The 18,216-nt window shown below is 63.2% G+C and carries 14 protein-coding genes and 1 other RNA gene; 6 read left to right on the top strand and 9 right to left on the bottom strand.

Annotated features, from left to right (window positions below; translation table 11 throughout):
* Positions 1–13: 13 nt before the first annotated feature.
* The 9 genes from lapB to gyrA all read right to left on the bottom strand — a co-directional run bounded on the left by lapB (position 14) and on the right by gyrA (position 12,062).
* Entirely contained in the window at positions 14–1,171 is a 1,158-nt protein-coding gene (lapB, locus tag DBV10_RS18505; RefSeq protein ID WP_124515072.1) for a lipopolysaccharide assembly protein LapB, read from the bottom strand.
* On the bottom strand, positions 1,161–1,499 hold the full coding sequence (locus DBV10_RS18500) for a lipopolysaccharide assembly LapA domain-containing protein (protein WP_124515071.1): 339 nt from the start codon (positions 1,497–1,499) through the stop codon (positions 1,161–1,163). The genes lapB and DBV10_RS18500 overlap by 11 nt, the downstream gene beginning before the upstream one ends.
* Positions 1,500–1,619: 120 nt before the next feature.
* Entirely contained in the window at positions 1,620–1,970 is a 351-nt protein-coding gene (locus DBV10_RS18495; RefSeq protein ID WP_370451200.1) for an integration host factor subunit beta, read from the bottom strand.
* Between the two features lie 112 nt (positions 1,971–2,082).
* Entirely contained in the window at positions 2,083–3,783 is a 1,701-nt protein-coding gene (gene rpsA / locus DBV10_RS18490; protein WP_305010437.1) for a 30S ribosomal protein S1, read from the bottom strand.
* A 179-nt stretch (positions 3,784–3,962) separates the two neighbouring features.
* The gene (locus tag DBV10_RS18485; RefSeq protein ID WP_124515070.1) at positions 3,963–5,999 is read right to left on the bottom strand and encodes a bifunctional 3-phosphoshikimate 1-carboxyvinyltransferase/cytidylate kinase; all 2,037 of its coding nucleotides are present in this window, start codon (positions 5,997–5,999) and stop codon (positions 3,963–3,965) included.
* 134 nt (positions 6,000–6,133) lie between these two features.
* A complete protein-coding gene (locus DBV10_RS18480) occupies positions 6,134–7,006 on the bottom strand; it encodes a prephenate dehydrogenase/arogenate dehydrogenase family protein (protein ID WP_124515069.1) in 873 nt (290 codons plus the stop codon).
* 12 nt (positions 7,007–7,018) lie between these two features.
* A complete protein-coding gene (gene pheA, locus DBV10_RS18475; RefSeq protein ID WP_124515068.1) occupies positions 7,019–8,116 on the bottom strand; it encodes a prephenate dehydratase in 1,098 nt (365 codons plus the stop codon).
* Positions 8,117–8,170: 54 nt separating this feature from the next.
* Positions 8,171–9,280, bottom strand: coding sequence for a 3-phosphoserine/phosphohydroxythreonine transaminase (gene serC / locus DBV10_RS18470; RefSeq protein ID WP_124515067.1), 1,110 nt, complete (start codon positions 9,278–9,280; stop codon positions 8,171–8,173).
* 106 nt (positions 9,281–9,386) lie between these two features.
* Positions 9,387–12,062, bottom strand: a complete 2,676-nt coding sequence (gene gyrA, locus DBV10_RS18465) for a DNA gyrase subunit A (protein WP_124515066.1) — start codon at positions 12,060–12,062, stop codon at positions 9,387–9,389.
* 224 nt (positions 12,063–12,286) lie between these two features.
* Between gyrA and ompA the strand changes: the two genes are divergently transcribed.
* From ompA to DBV10_RS18435, 6 genes are all read left to right on the top strand, one after another.
* Entirely contained in the window at positions 12,287–12,925 is a 639-nt protein-coding gene (gene ompA, locus DBV10_RS18460) for an outer membrane protein OmpA (protein ID WP_124515065.1), read from the top strand.
* 90 nt (positions 12,926–13,015) lie between these two features.
* Positions 13,016–13,726 (top strand): bifunctional 2-polyprenyl-6-hydroxyphenol methylase/3-demethylubiquinol 3-O-methyltransferase UbiG, encoded by a 711-nt coding sequence (ubiG, locus tag DBV10_RS18455; protein ID WP_124515064.1) that lies wholly within the window; start codon positions 13,016–13,018, stop codon positions 13,724–13,726.
* Between the two features lie 10 nt (positions 13,727–13,736).
* Entirely contained in the window at positions 13,737–14,402 is a 666-nt protein-coding gene (locus DBV10_RS18450; protein ID WP_124515063.1) for an HAD family hydrolase, read from the top strand.
* A gap of 12 nt (positions 14,403–14,414) precedes the next feature.
* Positions 14,415–14,801: a transfer-messenger RNA gene (ssrA, locus tag DBV10_RS18445) on the top strand.
* A gap of 218 nt (positions 14,802–15,019) precedes the next feature.
* Entirely contained in the window at positions 15,020–16,279 is a 1,260-nt protein-coding gene (locus DBV10_RS18440) for a site-specific integrase (RefSeq protein ID WP_124515062.1), read from the top strand.
* Between the two features lie 358 nt (positions 16,280–16,637).
* Positions 16,638–17,969 carry a hypothetical protein gene (locus tag DBV10_RS18435; protein ID WP_124515061.1) on the top strand — a complete coding sequence of 444 codons (1,332 nt, stop codon included), beginning with the start codon at positions 16,638–16,640 and terminating at the stop codon, positions 17,967–17,969.
* The last annotated feature ends 247 nt before the right edge of the window (positions 17,970–18,216 follow it).

Below are 18,216 nucleotides of genomic sequence, written 5' to 3'. Positions count from 1 at the left end.
TGGAAGGGGCGGGTCAGAGTTCTTCGACGCGGCGCGCGGGGTAGCTGTCCCAGGTCTGGCAGCCGGGGCATTGCCAGAAATGCTGGCGGGCCTCAAAGCCACAGGCCGCGCAGCGGTAGCGCGTGAGGGGCTTCACGGCATGCTCCAGCGCGCGCTGGATCTGGGGGTGGAACGCCTCGTGCTCCAGCCTCTCGGTGGCCAGCCACTTGGCGGCCGCCACCAGCGAGCGTTCCTTGTCCAGGTGCTCCACATACCGTTGCCGGGCAGAGCCGCTGGTGCTGGCGTCGGCGGCCTCCATGGCCACGATGCTTTCCAGCACGTCGAGCGAAGGGGCCTGCGCGTAGTGGGCCAGCAGCAGGGCATGGACCTCGGTGGTGCGCCCGCTGGCCGTGGCGGCTTCGACCATCAGCGGGGCCGCCAGCGGCAGGGCGGCGGGGTTGCGTTCGCCCAGCGCCTTGAGCGTGGCCAGCACCGCCGCCGGTTGGCCCATGAGGCGCTGCAGCCGCGCCAGTTCGATGCGTGCCCGCGCGGCCTCGGGGGCGGCGGCCACGGCCTGTTCCAGCAGCGCCTGGGCGGCAGGCAGATCGCCCTGGGTGGTCAGGGCCAGCGCCTGTTCGCACAGGTAGTGCGCCTGCCGGGTGCTGAAATCGCCCTGGTCGGCGTCGTGCATCTTGCGGGCAATGGTGGCGGCGTGCGGCCAGTCGCGCGAGCGTTCGTAGATGGCCAGCAGGGCCAGGCGGGCCTGGGCCTCGAAGGGCGTGCCCTCCAGCCGGTGCAGGGCGTCTTCCGCGCGGTCGAGCAGGCCCGCCTTGAGGAAGTCGAGCGCCAGCGCATGCTGGGCGCGCTCGCGGTCGGTGCGGGAGAGGTCGCCGCGCGACAGCAGGTGTTCGTGCACGCGCACCGCGCGGTCGTATTCGCCCCGGCGGCGAAACAGGTTGCCCAGGGCGAAGTGCAGCTCGGAGGTGTCGGGGTCGTTCTGCACGGCCTCGATGAAGGCGTCGATCGCCTGGTCCTGCTGCTCGTTGAGCAGGAAGTTCAGGCCCTTGAAATAGGCCTTGGGCGCGCGGCGATTTTCGGCGCGCAGCTGGCGCAGATCGAAACGCGATGCCAGCCAGCCCAGCACAAAAGCCAGGGGCAGGCCCAGCAGAATCCAGCTCAGGTCAAATTCCATGGATCGAGGGCAGGTCGGGAGGTGGCGGGGGCGCGGGAGGCGTATTGCTGCTGTTGGCTGCCGCTGTGGGCGCAGGGGCTGGCACGGCGACGGCGGCGGCCGCCTGGGCGCGGCGGGCGGCCGTGCGGTGGCGCCACCAGCGGGGCACCATGCCCAGCACGCCCACGGCGAGCCCGGCCGAGAAGGCCGTCAGCACCACCAGCACCAGCGGCGCGCGCCACTGGGTGCCAAAGAAGAAGTGCACGGTCGCGTCCTGCTGGTTGTTCAGCGCGAAGGCGAAGAGCGTAAAAAAAATGGCTGCCTTGAGCAGCCACAGGAGGTATTTCATCGGTCTCCCCAGTGGTGGGGCGATTCTAAGAGCTTGGGCGCAGGACCTGCGGCAAGTTTGCGCAGCTCCAGTATCCCTCAAATAGGCCGCTTGGGCGCATCCATCAAGCGGTATCAGCTATCAATTTTGATCTGGCACGCCCGGCGTGGCCTGGGTCTTTTCTTCCATCTCGGCGGTGCGCTTGTCCACGGCTTCGCGCAGGGCCTTGCCGGGCTTGAAATGCGGCACCCGCTTTTCGGGGATGGCCACGGCCTCGCCGCTGCGGGGGTTGCGGCCCATGCGGGGCGGACGGTGGTTGACCGAGAAACTGCCAAAACCCCGGATCTCGATGCGGTGCCCACGCACCAGGGCATCGCCCACGGCGTCCAGAATGGTCTTGACGGCGTATTCGGCATCGCGGTGGGTGAGCTGGCCAAAGCGTGCGGCCAGTTCTTCAACGAGGTCGGAGCGGGTCATGGAGTCTTGGGACATAGGCAGGCTGCGGGTGGGCAGGGGGTTGTCTCTTTGTCGTGAAAAAAGAGCGGGCGCACAAGGCGCCCGCTGTCTGGCCGTATAAGGAATCGCTCCTTAACGGGTCAGCGCTTTACTTTTCCGAGTTGTCCAGCTTGGCACGCAGCAGGGCGCCCAGGCTGGTCGTGCCGGCGCTTTCGCGGGCCGACTGTTGCGACAGCGAAGACATGGCTTCTTGCTGGTCGGCCATGTCCTTGGCCTTGATCGACAGCTGGATGTTGCGGGTCTTGCGATCCACATTGACCACCACGGCCGTGACTTCGTCGCCTTCCTTGAGCACGTTGCGGGCATCTTCCACGCGGTCGCGGGAGATTTCCGAAGCGCGCAGGTAGCCCACGATGTCTTCGCCGAGGTCGATTTCAGCGCCACGGGCGTCCACGGTCTTGACCTTGCCGGTCACCGTCTGGCCCTTGTCGTTCACGGTCACGAAGGTCGTGAATGGGTCGCCGTCGAGCTGCTTGATGCCCAGCGAGATGCGTTCGCGGTCCACGTCCACGGCCAGCACGATCGCTTCCACTTCCTGGCCCTTCTTGTAGTTGCGAACGGCGGCTTCGCCGGGTTCGTTCCACGAGAGGTCAGACAGGTGCACCAGGCCGTCGATGCCGGCAGCCAGGCCCACGAACACGCCGAAGTCGGTGATCGACTTGATAGGACCCTTGACGCGGTCGCCGCGCTTCGTGTCCTGCGCGAATTCTTGCCATGGGTTGGCCTTGCACTGCTTCATGCCCAGGCTGATGCGGCGCTTGTCTTCGTCGATTTCCAGAACCATGACTTCGACTTCGTCGCCCAGCGAAACCAGCTTGGCGGGAGCGATGTTCTTGTTGGTCCAGTCCATTTCAGACACGTGCACCAGGCCTTCGATGCCGGGTTCGAGTTCGACGAACGCGCCGTAGTCGGCAATGTTCGTGATCTTGCCGAACAGGCGGGTCGATTGTGGGTAGCGGCGGTTCACGCCCATCCATGGGTCGTCGCCCATTTGCTTCAGACCCAGCGAGACACGGTTCTTTTCGGTGTCGAACTTCAGGATCTTGGCCGTGATTTCCTGGCCAGCCGTCACCACTTCGGAAGGGTGACGCACGCGGCGCCATGCCATGTCGGTGATGTGCAGCAGGCCGTCGATGCCGCCCAGGTCCACGAACGCACCGTATTCGGTGATGTTCTTGACCACGCCTTGAACGATGGAGCCTTCCTTCAGGGTTTCCATCAGCTTGGCGCGCTCTTCGCCCATGGAAGCTTCCACCACAGCGCGGCGGCTCAGCACCACGTTGTTGCGCTTGCGGTCCAGCTTGATGACCTTGAATTCCATGGTCTTGTTTTCGTACGGCGTCAGATCCTTGATCGGACGGGTATCGATCAGCGAACCGGGCAGGAATGCGCGGATGCCGTTGACCAGGACAGTCAGGCCGCCCTTGACCTTGCCGGAGGTGGTGCCGGTGACGAATTCGCCGGATTCCAGGGCCTTTTCCAGGCTCATCCACGAAGCCAGGCGCTTGGCGGTGTCGCGCGACAGAATGGTGTCGCCGTAGCCGTTTTCGATGGAGCCAATGGCCACCGACACGAAGTCACCCACTTGGACTTCGACTTCGCCCTTGTCGTTCTTGAACTCTTCCAGCGGCACGTAGGCTTCGGACTTGAGGCCGGCGTTCACGACCACGAAGTTGTGCTCAACGCGCACGACTTCAGCGGTGATGACTTCGCCTGGGCGCATTTCCGTACGCTGCAAGGATTCTTCAAAAAGGGCGGCAAAAGATTCGGACATGTGTTTCCTTGCCACAAACAGGATTCCGGCAGCACTATTGCTACCGTTTTTATAGCTGCTTGCGGTGGTTTTTTGCGGCAGAGCCGCGGGTTAGGTTATCGATCCACACAACCTGTGCGCTGGCGCGCGAGAGGGGCTGCGTGGGCCTGTGGCATGGCCTTTCGGCACTGCCTGGAGCCCATGGGCTCCACGTTTCAGCCCTGCGCAGCAGCTGCGAAGGGCTGGCGCTCTTGCCACCAGGCCAACACCTGTTCGACGGCTTCATCAATCGTCAAAGTGGAGTTGTCCAGGACCAGAGCATCCTGCGCGGGCTTCAAGGGCGCAACGCTGCGGGAACTGTCCCGGGCGTCACGCGCCTCCAAATCCGCGCGAAGGTCTTCGATAATAGCCGAAAAACCCTTTGAAATCAACTGTTTATAACGGCGCTCCGCGCGGCAGGCGGCGCTGGCCGTCAAATAGACCTTGAGCGGGGCCTCTGGAAAGATCACGGTGCCCATGTCGCGGCCATCGGCCACCAGGCCGGGCAGGCGCTGGAAGCTGTGCTGCAGGTCTACCAAGGCCGTGCGCACGGCGGGCAGGGCGGACACGCGGGATGCGTTCATGCCGGCTTCTTCGGTGCGGATGGCGTCGGTCACGTCGTCGCTGCCCAGCAGCACCCGGCCGCCTTCAAAGCGCACCGGCAGGGTCTGTGCCATGGTGGCAATGCGTGCTTCGTGGTCGGCGTCGATGGCCAGGCCCGCACGCAGCGCGGCCAGGGCGGTGATGCGGTACATCGCCCCCGAGTCGAGAAAGCGGTAGCCCAGCCGCTGCGCCACCGCAGCCGCCACCGTGCCCTTGCCCGAGGCCGTGGGGCCGTCGATGCAGATCACCGGGATGTGGGCGGTCTCGACCTGGGCGACCGAGAACAGCGCCTCGAAGTAGTCCGGAAAGGTCTTGGCCACACACTTGGGGTCTTCGATGCGCACCGGCAGGTGGGCCGGGTTGAAGGCGGCCAGCGAGAAACACATGGCCACGCGGTGGTCGTCGTAGGTGTGGATGCTGGCGGGCTTCCAGTCCGCCGCCTGGGCAGGGGGTGCGACACGTATGAAGTCCGCGCCTTCCTCCACTGTGGCGCCGAGCTTGCGCAGTTCGGTGGCCATGGCGGCGATGCGGTCGGTTTCCTTCACGCGCCAACTGGCAATGTTGGTCAGCGTGGTGGTGCCTTCGGCATACAGCGCCATCACGGCCAGCGTCATGGCTGCGTCGGGGATGTGGTTGCAGTCCATCTCGATGGCCTTCAGAGGCCACGCGCCGCGTTCGATCTGCAGCCAGTTGGCCCCGCCCGTGACCACAGCCCCCATGGCACGTGCGGCCTCCACAAAGCGGATGTCGCCCTGGATGGAGTCCAGGCCTACGCCCTGGATCTTGATGCTTTTTGGGCCTTCACCGCCCGTTGCGAGTGCCCCAAGTGCTATGAAATAGCTAGCGGATGAGGCGTCCGCCTCCACATGGATGCTGCCGGGCGACTGGTAGCGGCAGCCCGCCGGGATGGTGAAGCGCTGCCAGTTCTGGTGTTCGACCACGATGCCAAACCGCGCCAGCAACTGGAGCGTGATGGCGATGTAGGGCTTGGAGATCAGCTCGCCCACCACCTCGATCACGATGGCCTGTGCACCCGCCGCGAGCGGCAGCGCCATGAGCAGGGCGGTGAGGAACTGGCTCGATACATCGCCGCGCACGCGGATGGGCTCGTTCAGCGCCAGGGCTGGCACCCCTTGGCCGTGGGCGATCTTGAGCGGCGGGTAGCCCTCGTTGCCCAGGTAGTCGATCTGGCAGCCCAGCTGGCGCAGGGCATCGACGAGGTCGCCGATGGGGCGCTCGTGCATGCGCGGCACGCCCGACAACTCGAACTCGCCGCCCAGCAACGCCAGCGCCGCGGTGAGCGGGCGCATGGCCGTGCCGGCGTTGCCCATGAAGAGTTTCGCGGGCGATTGCGGCATGCGGCCCCCCAGGCCGGTGATGCGCACGGTGCTGCTGCCTGCCGATTCATCCACGGTGCAGCCGATCTGGCGCAGGGCATCCAGCATCACGCGCGTGTCGTCGGACGCCAGCAGGTCGTGCACGGTGGTGGTGCCGTTGCTCAGCGCGGCCAGCAGCAGCACGCGGTTGGAGATGCTCTTGGAGCCGGGCAGGTGGACCTCACCCGCAGCGGCTTGCAAGGGAGGCAGGTCAAGGAATGCGGTGCTGTACATCAGTGTCTTTCGTCCATTTGCGCAAGTGTCCGACGCAACTGGCGCGTCCGAGGCCAGTGCCACCGTGGAGCTGGCTTTGCCAGGCCACGGGTGGCGTCCCCCTTGGGGGAAGGCGCCGAAGGCGACTCAGGGGGTTACTTGCGTTTTGCGCCCATGCGCCAGTGCGCGCGGGTTTCGCTGGCCAGGGTCAGCATGTCTTCCAGTGCCTGGGCGTTGCCCTCTTTCATGGCCTGCTCGATGTTGCGCAGGGCCTGCTGGAACAGCTTGGACTGGGCAATAAGTTCTTCCCGGTTGGACAGCAGGATGTCGCGCCACACCTTGGGGTCGCTGGCCGCGATGCGGGTGAAATCCCGGAACCCGGGCCCGGCCAGGGACAGGAAGTCGTCGCCATGCGACTGCCCGGTGATGCTGTTCATCATCGCAAAGGCCAGCACATGGGGCAGGTGGCTGACGGCTGCAAAGGCCGCATCGTGCGATTCGGGGGCCATGCTGGTCACGCGGCAGCCCAGGGCATTCCAGATCTTTTCTGCATTTTGCAGGTGGACCGTGAGGGTGCGCTCGGTGGGCGTCAGGATCACCTGGCGCCCGCTGTAGAGGTCGGCCTCGGCATGCTCCACGCCCGACACCTCGCGCCCCGTGATGGGGTGCGCCGGCACAAACGATCCTACCTGGTCGCGCAGGGCGCGCTGCGCAGCCTGCACCACATCGGCCTTGGTCGAGCCCACGTCCATGATCAGCATCTGGGGCGTGACCAGGTGCTTGATGGCCTTCAGCGTGGCTTCGGTGGCGGCCACGGGCACGGCCACCAGCACGATGTCAGCGCCGGCCACGGCCAGCAGGGCCGAGGGCGCTTCGACATCGATCACGCCCAGTTGGCGCGCGCGGTCGGTGGTGGAGGGTGACTTGCTGTAGCCCACCACCCGCTTGACCAGGCCGGCCTTCTTCATGGCCAGGGCAAACGAGCCGCCCATGAGCCCGCAGCCGATGAGTCCCAATTGTTCAAACATCTTGGCGGCTCCTCAGGACGACACGGGGTAGGTGCCCAGAACCTTGTAGAACGCGCACAGGCTGCGCAGTTCTTCCAGCGCGCGCGCCACATGGGGCTGCGCAGGGTGGCCGTCGAGGTCGATGTAGAAGTAGTACTCCCACTGGCCGGTGCGTGCGGGGCGGGATTCAAAGCGCGTCATGGACACGCCATGCGTCTTGAGCGGCACCAGCAGGTCGTGCACGGCGCCGGGTTGGTTGGGCACCGAGACCACGAGGCTGGTGCAGTCCTTGCCCGAAGGCGGCGGCGTCTGCAGCGTGTGGGGCAGGCAGATGATGGCAAAACGCGTGCGGTTATAGGCGTCGTCCTGGATGGCGTGCGAGACGATGTGCAGCCCGAACTGCGTGGCCGCGCGTTCGCTCGACAGGGCCGCCCAGGCGGGGTTGGTGGTGGCCAGGCGGGCGCCTTCGGCATTGCTCGACACCGGGCGGCGCTCGGCATGCGGAAGGTGCTTGGACAGCCAGGCCTGGCACTGGGCCAGGGCCTGGGGGTGGGCCAGCACCGCCTCGATGCCGTCGAGCGAATTGGTGGTGCGCAGCAGGTTGTGCCGCACCAGCAGGCTGACCTCGCCCACCACATGGGTGGGTGTGTGCAAAAACAGGTCGAGCGAGCGCGTGACCACGCCTTCGGTGGAGTTCTCCACGCCCACCACACCATATTGGGCACTGCCTGCGGCCGTGGCGTGGAACACCTCGTCGAAGTTGGCGCAGTACATCAGGTCGGCCGCACCGCCGAAGAATTCGATGGCGGCCTGCTCGCAGAACGTGCCCTCGGGGCCGAGCACGGCCACGCGCTGGGGCGATTCGAGCGCCAGGCAGGCGGACATGATCTCGCGCCAGATGGCTGCCACATGCGCGCCCTTGAGCGGGCCGGGGTTGGCGTGGGTGATCTTGTCGATGACCTGCGCCACGCGGTCGGGGCGGAAGAAGGGCGTGCCTTCACGCTTCTTGACTTCACCCACCTGCTCGGCCACCAGCGCGCGCTGGTTCAGCAGCGTGAGCAGTTGCTGGTCGATGGAGTCGATCTGCACACGCAGGCTGGCGAGATCGGGTGAGGCTTGCGGAGTATTCATGGATGGGGTCTGTGTGCGCGGGCGCGTGAACGAACGGGGAAGGCCGGTGTGCGTTCAGGCGTGCTTCTGTTCAAATTCTCGCATGTAGTCCGCCAGCGCCTGTACGCCCTCGATCGGCATGGCGTTGTAGACACTGGCGCGCATACCCCCCACGGACTTGTGGCCCTTGAGTTGCAGCAGGCCGCGTTCCTTGGCTCCGGCCAGGAACGCGTCGTTGCGGCTTTCGTCGCGCAGGAAGAACGGGATGTTCATGCGCGAGCGGCAGTTGGCGGCCACCTTGTTCACATACAGCTGCGAGCTGTCGATGGCGTTGTAGAGCAGGGCGGCCTTGGCGATGTTGCGCTGTTCCATGGCGGCCACGCCGGTGAGGCCGCCTTCGGTCTGGCGCTTGAGCCACTGGAAGGTGAGGCCCGCGATGTAGATGCCCCAGGTGGGCGGCGTGTTGTACATGGACTGGTTGTCGGCCACGGTTTTGTAGTCGAAGGCGCTGGGGCAGGCGGGCAGGGCGTGGCCCAGCAGGTCTTCGCGCACCACGACCAGCGTGAGGCCGGCGGGCCCCAGGTTCTTTTGCGCGCCGCCAAAGGCCAGGCCCACGCGACTCCAGTCCACGGGGCGCGACGCCACATGGGATGAAAAGTCGATGACCAAAGGCGCATCGCTGCCCAGCGCCTTCAGGTCGGGCAGCTGGTGGAATTCGATGCCGTTAATGGTTTCGTTGCTGCAGATGTGCAGGTAGCTCGCGCCCCGGCTCACCGTCCACGAGGCCGGGTCGGGCAGGGTGGTGAAGCCGGTGTCTTCGGCCGACGCCACGATGTTCACCTCGGAGGCGTACTTGCGCGCCTCCTTCTGCGACTTCTGGCTCCAGCTGCCCGTGACCACGAAGTCCACCGCGCCAGCCCGCGAGAGGTTCAGCGGCACGATGGCGTTTTCGGCCAGGCCGCCACCCTGCATGAACAGGATCTTGAAGTGGGCAGGCACGGCCAGCAGTGCGCGCAGGTCGGCTTCGGCCTGCTCGTAGATGGACAGGAATTCCTTGCCCCGGTGGCTCATCTCCATCACACCCATGCCACTGCCGTGCCAGTTGAGCATTTCGGCGGCGGCTTGTTCCAGCACTTCGGCGGGGATGGCGGCCGGGCCGGCCGAGAAGTTGTAGGGGCGGGTCATGGTCTGTCTGTCAAAAATGCTGCTGGCGCTTACAGGGCAAGCGCTAGCAGCTTCACTTTCAATAGCAATTTGCAGGGTGTGTCACACCCCGCCCGGGAAGCGGCGATCAGGCGTCGGAGGGCTCCGCAGAGTCGGAGGCGCCAGAAGACGTGCCAGACGGACTGCCGCCATCACCTTCCGCATCGGCATCGGCCACGTTGGCGTCGTTCTCCACGATGCGCTGCAGGCCGCTGAGCTTGGCGCCTTCGTCCAGCGCAATCAGCGTCACGCCCTGCGTGGCACGGCCCAGCTCGCGGATCTCGGACACGCGGGTGCGCACCAGCACGCCCTTGTCGGTGATGAGCATGATCTCGTCGTCGGCATGCACCAGCGTGGCGGCCACCACCTTGCCGTTGCGCTCGCTCTGCTGGATGGCGATCATGCCCTTGGTGCCCCGGCCGTGGCGGGTGTACTCGACGATGCTGGTGCGTTTGCCGTAGCCGTTTTCGGTGGCGGTGAGCACGCTCTGGGTCTCGTCTTCGGCCACCAACATGGCGATCACGCTCTGACCGTCTTCCAGCATCATGCCGCGCACGCCACGCGCCTGGCGGCCCAGGGGGCGCACGTCGTTTTCGTCGAAGCGCACGGCCTTGCCGCCGTCGCTGAACAGCATCACGTCGTGCTTGCCATCGGTCAAAGCAGCGCCGATCAGGTAGTCGCCATCGTCCAGGTTCACGGCAATGATGCCGCCCTTGCGCGGGTTGCTGAATTCATCGAGCGCGGTCTTCTTCACGGTGCCCATGCTGGTGCCCATGAACACGTAGCGGTCGGCCGGGAAGGTGCGCATGTCGCCCGTGAGCGGCAGCACCACATTGATCTTCTCGCCGTCCTGCAGCGGGAACATGTTGACGATGGGGCGGCCGCGCGAGCCGCGTGAGCCGGCGGGCACTTCCCAGACCTTGAGCCAGTACAGGCGGCCCCGGTTGGAGAAGCACAGGATGTAGTCATGCGTGTTGGCGATGAAGAGCTGGTCGATCCAGTCGTCTTCCTTGGTGGCCGTGGCCTGCTTGCCGCGCCCACCGCGCTTCTGGGCGCGGTATTCGGACAGGGGCTGGCTCTTGATGTAGCCGGTGTGCGAGAGCGTCACCACCATGTCGGTGGGCGTGATCAGGTCTTCGGTGGAGAGGTCCTGGGCGCTGTACTCCACCACGCTGCGGCGTGCGCCCAGCTTGTGCTGGCCGAACTCGGCCTTGATGGAGGTGAGTTCTTCGCCAATGATGGTCGAGACGCGCTCGGGCTTGGCCAGGATGTCCAGCAGGTCCTCGATGACCGCCATGACTTCCTTGTACTCGGCCACGATCTTGTCCTGCTCCAGGCCGGTCAGGCGCTGCAGGCGCATCTGCAGGATTTCCTGGGCCTGGGTTTCCGACAGGCGGTACAGGCCGTCCTGGCCCATGCCGAACTCGACTTCCAGGCCCTCGGGGCGGTAATCGTCGGCGTTGATCACGCCCCCGTCGGCGCGTGTGCGGGTGAGCATCTCGCGCACCAGCTTGCTGTCCCACGAGCGGGCCATCAGCTCGGCCTTGGCCACGGGTGGCGTGGGCGCGTTGCGGATGATGGCGATGAAGTCGTCGATGTTGGCCAGGGCCACGGCCAGGCCTTCCAGCACATGGCCCCGGTCGCGCGCCTTGCGCAGTTCGAACACCGTGCGGCGCGTCACCACTTCGCGACGGTGCTGCAGGAAGACGACGATCAGGTCCTTGAGGTTGCACAGGCGCGGCTGGCCATCGACCAGCGCCACCATGTTCATGCCAAAGGTGTCCTGCAGCTGCGTCTGCTTGTACAGGTTGTTGAGCACCACTTCGGGCACTTCGCCGCGCTTGAGCTCGATCACCAGGCGCATGCCGGATTTGTCCGACTCGTCCTGGATGTGGCTGATGCCCTCGATCTTCTTTTCGTGCACCAGCTCGGCCATGCGCTCCTGCAGCGTCTTCTTGTTGACCTGGTAAGGCAGCTCGTCCACGATGATCGCCTGGCGCTGGCCACGGTCGATGTCCTCGAAATGGCAGCGCGCGCGCATCACGACCTTGCCGCGGCCGGTGCGGTAGCCGTCCTTCACGCCATTGATGCCGTAGATGATGCCGGCAGTAGGGAAGTCGGGTGCCGGGATGATTTCCATCAACTCGTCGATGGTGGTCTCGGGGTTGCGCAGCATGTGCAGGCAGGCATCCACCACCTCGTTGAGGTTGTGCGGTGGAATATTGGTGGCCATGCCCACCGCAATACCGGCCGAGCCATTGACCAGCAGATTGGGCAGTTTGCTGGGCAATACCAGCGGTTCTTTTTCGCTGCCGTCGTAATTGGGTCCGAAATCGACGGTTTCCTTGTCGATGTCGCCCAGCATTTCGTGGGCGATTTTGGCCAAGCGGATTTCGGTATACCGCATGGCTGCGGCGTTGTCGCCATCCACCGATCCGAAATTGCCCTGGCCGTCCACCAGCATGTGGCGGAGTGAAAAATCCTGTGCCATGCGAACGATGGTGTCATACACCGCCGAATCGCCGTGCGGATGGTATTTACCGATCACGTCGCCCACGATACGGGCCGACTTTTTATAAGGCCGGTTCCAGTCGTTGTTGAGCTCGTGCATTGCAAACAGCACTCGGCGGTGCACAGGCTTCAAGCCGTCGCGCGCGTCGGGCAGGGCCCGGCCGACGATCACGCTCATCGCGTAATCGAGATAACTGCGCCGCATCTCCTCTTCGAGGCTGATGGGCAGGGTTTCTTTGGCAAACTGGGTCATTGGGGGCTGCGGTGGCGGCAAAGGAGGGTCATTTTAGGGCTAAGACCGTGTAGCGACCGCGCAACATATCGAAGCAATTCCGGTTTTGTCCTACGGGCCTCGGCGCGTCACCACCGCTTTTGCCCTGTTACGTATGGCACAATTGTTTGAACGCTTCGGGTGGTGGTCATCCCAAGCGTCCTGATTCGCAGCGCGGCTGCGGCTTTTTCCCCAAGAGGAGAACCATGAAGAAACTGAACAAAGTGGCGATGTTGTTTGCCTCTGCAGCGCTCGCAACCGCCGCTGGCGCACAAACCGTTGACAACTGGCGCAATGCCAGCGGTGATCTGGTCTGGAAGAACGGCACCAACGAATACTGCTGGCGCGATGCCAACTGGACGCCTGCTACGGCCGCCGCTGGCTGCGATGGCGCTATTGCTGCTGCCGCTCCTGCTCCAGCCGCTGCTCCCGCTCCTGCCGCCGCTCCTGCACCAGCTCCCGCTCCCGCTCCCGCTCCTGCCGTGGCCACCAAGGTGACCTACGCCGCTGACGCATTCTTCGACTTCGACAAGTCGGTGCTGAAGGCAGAAGGCAAGGCCAAGCTGGACGACCTGGTCTCCAAGGTCAAGGGCATCAACCTGGAAGTCATCATTGCTGTGGGTCACACCGACTCCGTGGGCTCTGACGCTTACAACCAGAAGCTGTCGGTGCGTCGTTCCGAAGCCGTGAAGGCTTATCTGGTGTCCAAGGGCATCGAAAAGAACCGCGTGTACACCGAAGGCAAGGGCGAAAAGCAACCCGTGGCTGACAACAAGACCGCCGAAGGCCGCGCCAAGAACCGCCGCGTGGAAATCGAAGTGGTCGGTACCCGCGCTTCCAAGTAATCTTCGGATTGCTTCACAAAAAAGCCCCGGTGACGGGGCTTTTTTGCGTCTGGAGTCTTTCATTCACCAGGTTCAGGGACAATTGCCAGCATGAGCGACACCGTCAATGCAGATCCGGCCGAACTGGCCAAATTTTCAGAGTTGGCCCACCGCTGGTGGGACCCGGACAGCGAGTTTCGTCCACTGCACCAGATCAACCCGCTGCGGCTGGATTGGATCAATGGCTTGTGTGCGTTGCCTGGCAAGCGGGTGCTGGATGTCGGTTGTGGGGGCGGTATTTTGGCTGACTCCATGGCGCGCAAAGGCGCGGACGTGTTGGGCATTGATCTGGCATCGAAGGCGTTGCGTGTGGCGCAATTGCACGCACTGGAGGCTGGTACCCCCAATATCCGCTACCAGGAAATCAGCGTGGAGGCGCTGGCGCAGGAGCAGCCGGCGAGTTTTGATGTGGTGACCTGCATGGAAATGCTGGAGCATGTCCCGGACCCCGCCTCCGTGGTCCGCGCCTGTTCCCAGCTCGTCAAACCGGGCGGGTGGGTGTTTTTCTCCACGATCCACCGCAACGCCAAGGCCTTCATGCTGGCCATTGTGGGCGCGGAGTATGTGCTGAACATGCTGCCCCGGGGCACCCACGAATATGCCAAGATGATTCGCCCCAGCGAATTGGCGGCCAGTTGCCGCAGCGCCCAACTGGATGTTCTTCATACCAAGGGGCTTGAGCACAACCCCCTGACAAAGCGCTACTGGCTGAGTGAAGACACCAGCGTGAATTACTTGTTCGCCACGCGGCGCGCGGGTTGAGGCGGTGCCCATGTTTCATGACATTCGTGCAGTCCTGTTTGACCTGGATGGAACGTTGATCGACAGCGCACCCGATCTGGGCGCCGCCGCCGACAAGATGCGCACTGATCGAGGTTTGCCCTCCTTGCCCCTGGCCCGCTACCGGCCGATGGCGGGTGCGGGAGCGCGTGGCATGCTGGGGGAGGCCTTTGGCATGACCCCGGACCACCCTGATTTTGCGGTCTGGCGCGAAGAGTTCTTCGTGAACTATGAGTCGCGGATGACGGAGCGCACCACCATTTTTGAAGGCATTCCCGAACTGGTGCACCAGCTTTTGCAGCGCAACCTGTTGTGGGGGGTGGTGACCAACAAGGCCGCGCGGTTTACCGAACCGCTGACCCGGGCGATTCCGCTGTTTGAGACGGCGGGAGCCGTGGTCAGTGGTGACACCACGCCCCATGCAAAGCCCCATCCCGCCCCTTTGCTGGAGGCGGCATCCCGCTTGAAGCTGCCCCCGGGGCAGTGCATCTACGTGGGCGATGACGAACGGGACATCGCTGCGGGCCTGGCTGCGGGCATGGGCACGGTCGCTGCTACATATGGTTACCTTGGCGCCAAGACCGATCCCGGTGCGTGGGGTGCGCATGCTGCAATTAAATCTCCCTCCGAGCTCTTGCAATTGCTGGCGTGCACCTAAAATAGAGAGTCTGGGGCTGTCCTGGTTTCGACGTGGGTTCGGAATCGGTGTGGTGCATGTCGAGCTTGAGTCACGCTCGTAAATCTCGATTTAACAAACTAACTGCAAACGACGAACGTTTCGCACTCGCTGCTTAATTGCCAGTGAGCCTTGCAACAGTTGGCCGATGGGCTGGGCAAGGGGGTTCTGAGCAATCAGGGCCTCCCGGCTGCAAGGATAATTACATGGGCTGGCTTCGATCCGGGTACCTTGGGTTGGGGTAAGAAAATAGGGTGCTGGCGGCTTGTGTAGCGTGCGACTGCGCGACACAGGCGGTGAGATTCAAATCAGACCGCTAAACATGTAGATCTGCCCGGTGAAGGCTTACGGACGCGGGTTCAATTCCCGCCAGCTCCACCATTACGACGTCCAAGGGCGTTCACCAAAATCCGGTGAACGCCCTTTTTCTTTGGTAAATCAATGGGTTACGGTGTGGGGGCGTCCGGAGCGATCTCCTGGCAGCCAGGCTGAGGCGGGGGAACAGACGGGGGAACAAAATCCGAAAAGGGTAGACTGGCGGCATTTGTTCCCCCGTTTCCGAGGAGAAACCCTTGTGAAACCTCTGAAGGTGTTCCCCTATGTTGACCGATGCACAGTGCCGCAATGCCGTCTGTTCCCCCGCATCGAAGCGGGAGCGTTTGTCGGACTCGGGAGGCTTGTACCTGGAGGTCGCTCCCGGGGGATCGAGGCGCTGGTTCTGGAAGTATCGGCATGAGGGCAAGGAAGGGCGCATGGCTCTGGGCAGCTATCCCTCGGTCAGCCTGACGGCAGCTCGCAAGGCTCGTGATACCGCCAGGCTGCAGAAATCGACAGGAGTAAATCCTGTGCATGCCAGAAAGATGGAAAGGCTGAAGGCTTCTGCCAGTGCCGGGGATACCTTCAAAGCTGTCGCTCTGGAGTGGTACGACAAACAGAAGCCTCTATGGAGTGATTCTCATGCTGAGCGCTCGCTGCGCCAGTTCGAACGTGATCTCTTTCCGTGGCTAGGGGGGCGTCGCCTAGCTGAGATTGAGCCGGTGGAATTGCTGGCAACACTGCGCAAGGTAGAAGAGCGCGGGGCTGTAGAGACTGCTGATCGTGGATTGATGCTGGCTCGCCAGGTCTGGCGTTATGGCGTCGCGACAGGCAGGGTAGGGCGGGACATCACGGGAGACCTCAAAGGCGCGTTGTCTCCGTATCGCGGCAAGCACTTTGCCGCTATCACCGAACCGGTCAAGCTGGCTGAGTTGCTGCGGGCCATCCAAGCTTACAAGGGCGGGCCCATTGTGCGGGCAGCATTGCAGTTGGCGCCCTTGCTGTTCCAGCGACCCGGCGAATTGCGCGGTGCGGCTTGGGCCGAAGTGGACCTGGATGCTGCCCTCTGGACGATTCCGGCTGCCCGGATGAAGCGGGGCAAAGACGGGAAGGAAAACGGGGATCCACATCTGGTGCCTCTTTCAACCCAGGCTGTAAGAGTGTTGCGGGAGCTCTATCCGTTGACGGGCCACAGCGCCTTGGTGTTTCCCGGTGAGCGCAACTACAGTCGGCCTATTTCAGAGAACTCGGTGCGCACCGCGCTCATCACCATGGGCTATACGCCGGAGATCCAGACGTGGCATGGCTTTCGAGCCACGGCGCGAACCATGTTGGCGGAGCGATTGGATGTTGACCCGCTGGTCATCGAAGCGCAACTGGCTCACGCCGTGAAGGATGCAAATGGGCGCGCTTACAACAGGACCCAGTACCTAGCCCATCGGACGAAAATGATGCAGCGGTGGGCAGACTATCTGGATAGGCTGAGGGAAGGCAAAGCAGCAGGCAAGACGTCTTCCAAAACTCTTGGCAATGCAAATACCTGATCTGCCGTTTCGCCGGGCTTGGTCGCTGTGGTGGTTTGCCATGAATCGATGGCAGTTTCTCTCCAACTGATGTTGAGACCCTGTCGGCAAAGAGTGTGAGCTTGGCGGTGTGAAAGGCCGTTCTGCAGGGCGATTGCTGCCAGTCAAGAAACAGAAATCGCCGCTCAAAAGCTGCCACTCAACCGGCGCTGCCTGCCTGAACTTCAGGTGAGTGAGCTATACCGAGAGCGGATAATTCACGCGCATACTCTGGCCACGATCTGGCGGCCAACATTAGGTGGAGCGATCGATGAAGCAGTCAAGGCGGCCCCTTTCAAGCGCAGGTTCCCCTCGGGTGGAGGCAAGGTCCACCGACCGCGTGGCTATCAAGATCCTCTACACCCCAAACCACGACGGTTACTTGGCCAGTGAAACTGAGAAGCGTGTTGCGGGATTCATCGCTGACGAGGCAACGGAAAATCAGATTTATGCGCTGATGGATTCATCGGCCTTCAAGGCGTTGGTTCAGAGCGAGGCGACGAAGCTGTTGGCAAGGCTTGACCCAACTCTCCAGCAAGGACTCGAGGCCTTAGCGAAGTCCTTTTCCTTAAGTGGGGCGAACGCTCTACGGGATTTGGTTGAACGAACAATGCCGGGAAGCAAGCCGTCGTGGGGGGCTGCTGTGGCGTTCTTCGTTTTTGCGGGCGAATTGCAACTGCGAGGAAAGGCGAAGAACTTAGCTAGGAAGGCGTGGATAGACGAGGGTCTTGCTCAATGCCCCGTCGTCGCGGAGATCGAATGCCCCAACTGCGGAGCCGCAGCATGTATCTCCGTTCACCTACGTGGCGAGGCCCATGGCACGAGAGCGCCCCGACGATGGGAAATCGTATGCCAGGCATGTCGATATAGAGATCTCTTGTTGTCGGACTCTCCGCGATCAGAGGTGTTGACGCCGGCGTCAGAGGTCGAAATTCGAAGTTGGGTCAAGCGCAGTCCCGCTACTGCGGATCAGCACCCGTACATGGCGGACAGGCGCGAGCGTCTGCTCGGCGCATTGAGGCAGCAAATACCGTTGCTTCGAAACAGGATCAAAGCAGAGCTGACGCAGTTCGCATCGGCTGTTCAGCTGGAAATCACCACGAGCCGCCCTGCGAAGAATAGGGGCTTCAGCATCTTCCTAATGCACAAACCGATCCTCGCCACTGAACTCCACGCTGCAAAGGTTGGCAGGCAATGGCCTAGAGACCATTCACACCCTACGCTGGCAGAGAAGGTCATACATCAGGCTGGGGTGGATAAACATATCATCATGGACTCGCCCACGGGATCGTTTTACCAGCACTGGGGCGGTCAATTTGAGCAGCGAGTTGCGAAGCTAGACGCAGCCCTTGAACGAGGTGATGCCTTAGAGGCTGCTGTGCAGGCCTATGCATTGCATGAGGATGCGTGGCTGTATGGCCTCCTAGCGCCTTTTACATTGGATGTAAGACCCCCTGATGCGCTGGCCGTAGAAATTCCGTTGGCGGAAGCAGTGCAGGCAGTCGAAGCACCGCTGCCTGCAGCAGCGGTGCCATGCTCTGCCGTTGATGGCGTGAACATCGAAGATCTATCTAAGTTTCTTGCCGCAGCGATGAATTCAATGGCTGTGACCGTAAAACCACCGGCCATTGCCGCGCTCCTTCGAGCCTATGTGGCTTTACGCAAGTGCTAATCGCCGTCGCCGCACATGACGCAGATCAGCCTTGGTCTCTAACGCACAGCGATTTGCCGCCATGCAGCGGAGGCCGTCGGTCGACTTAAAATGGCGAGATCACGATGTCGTTCAGGTTTCGGTCGCTCATTGGGTGCATTGGTCGACCGACCCGCTGTCCGGCCGTGCACGAACTGCCGACATTGGCGTACTTGTGCGCGAGGCGTATGTGTCCGCATGAATCGCCCGGCTTGTTAGCGCCAGTGCA

This window comes from Acidovorax sp. FJL06, from assembly GCF_003852545.1.
Classification (GTDB): domain Bacteria; phylum Pseudomonadota; class Gammaproteobacteria; order Burkholderiales; family Burkholderiaceae_C; genus Acidovorax.
This window is presented reverse-complemented; position numbering and strand designations above follow the sequence as displayed.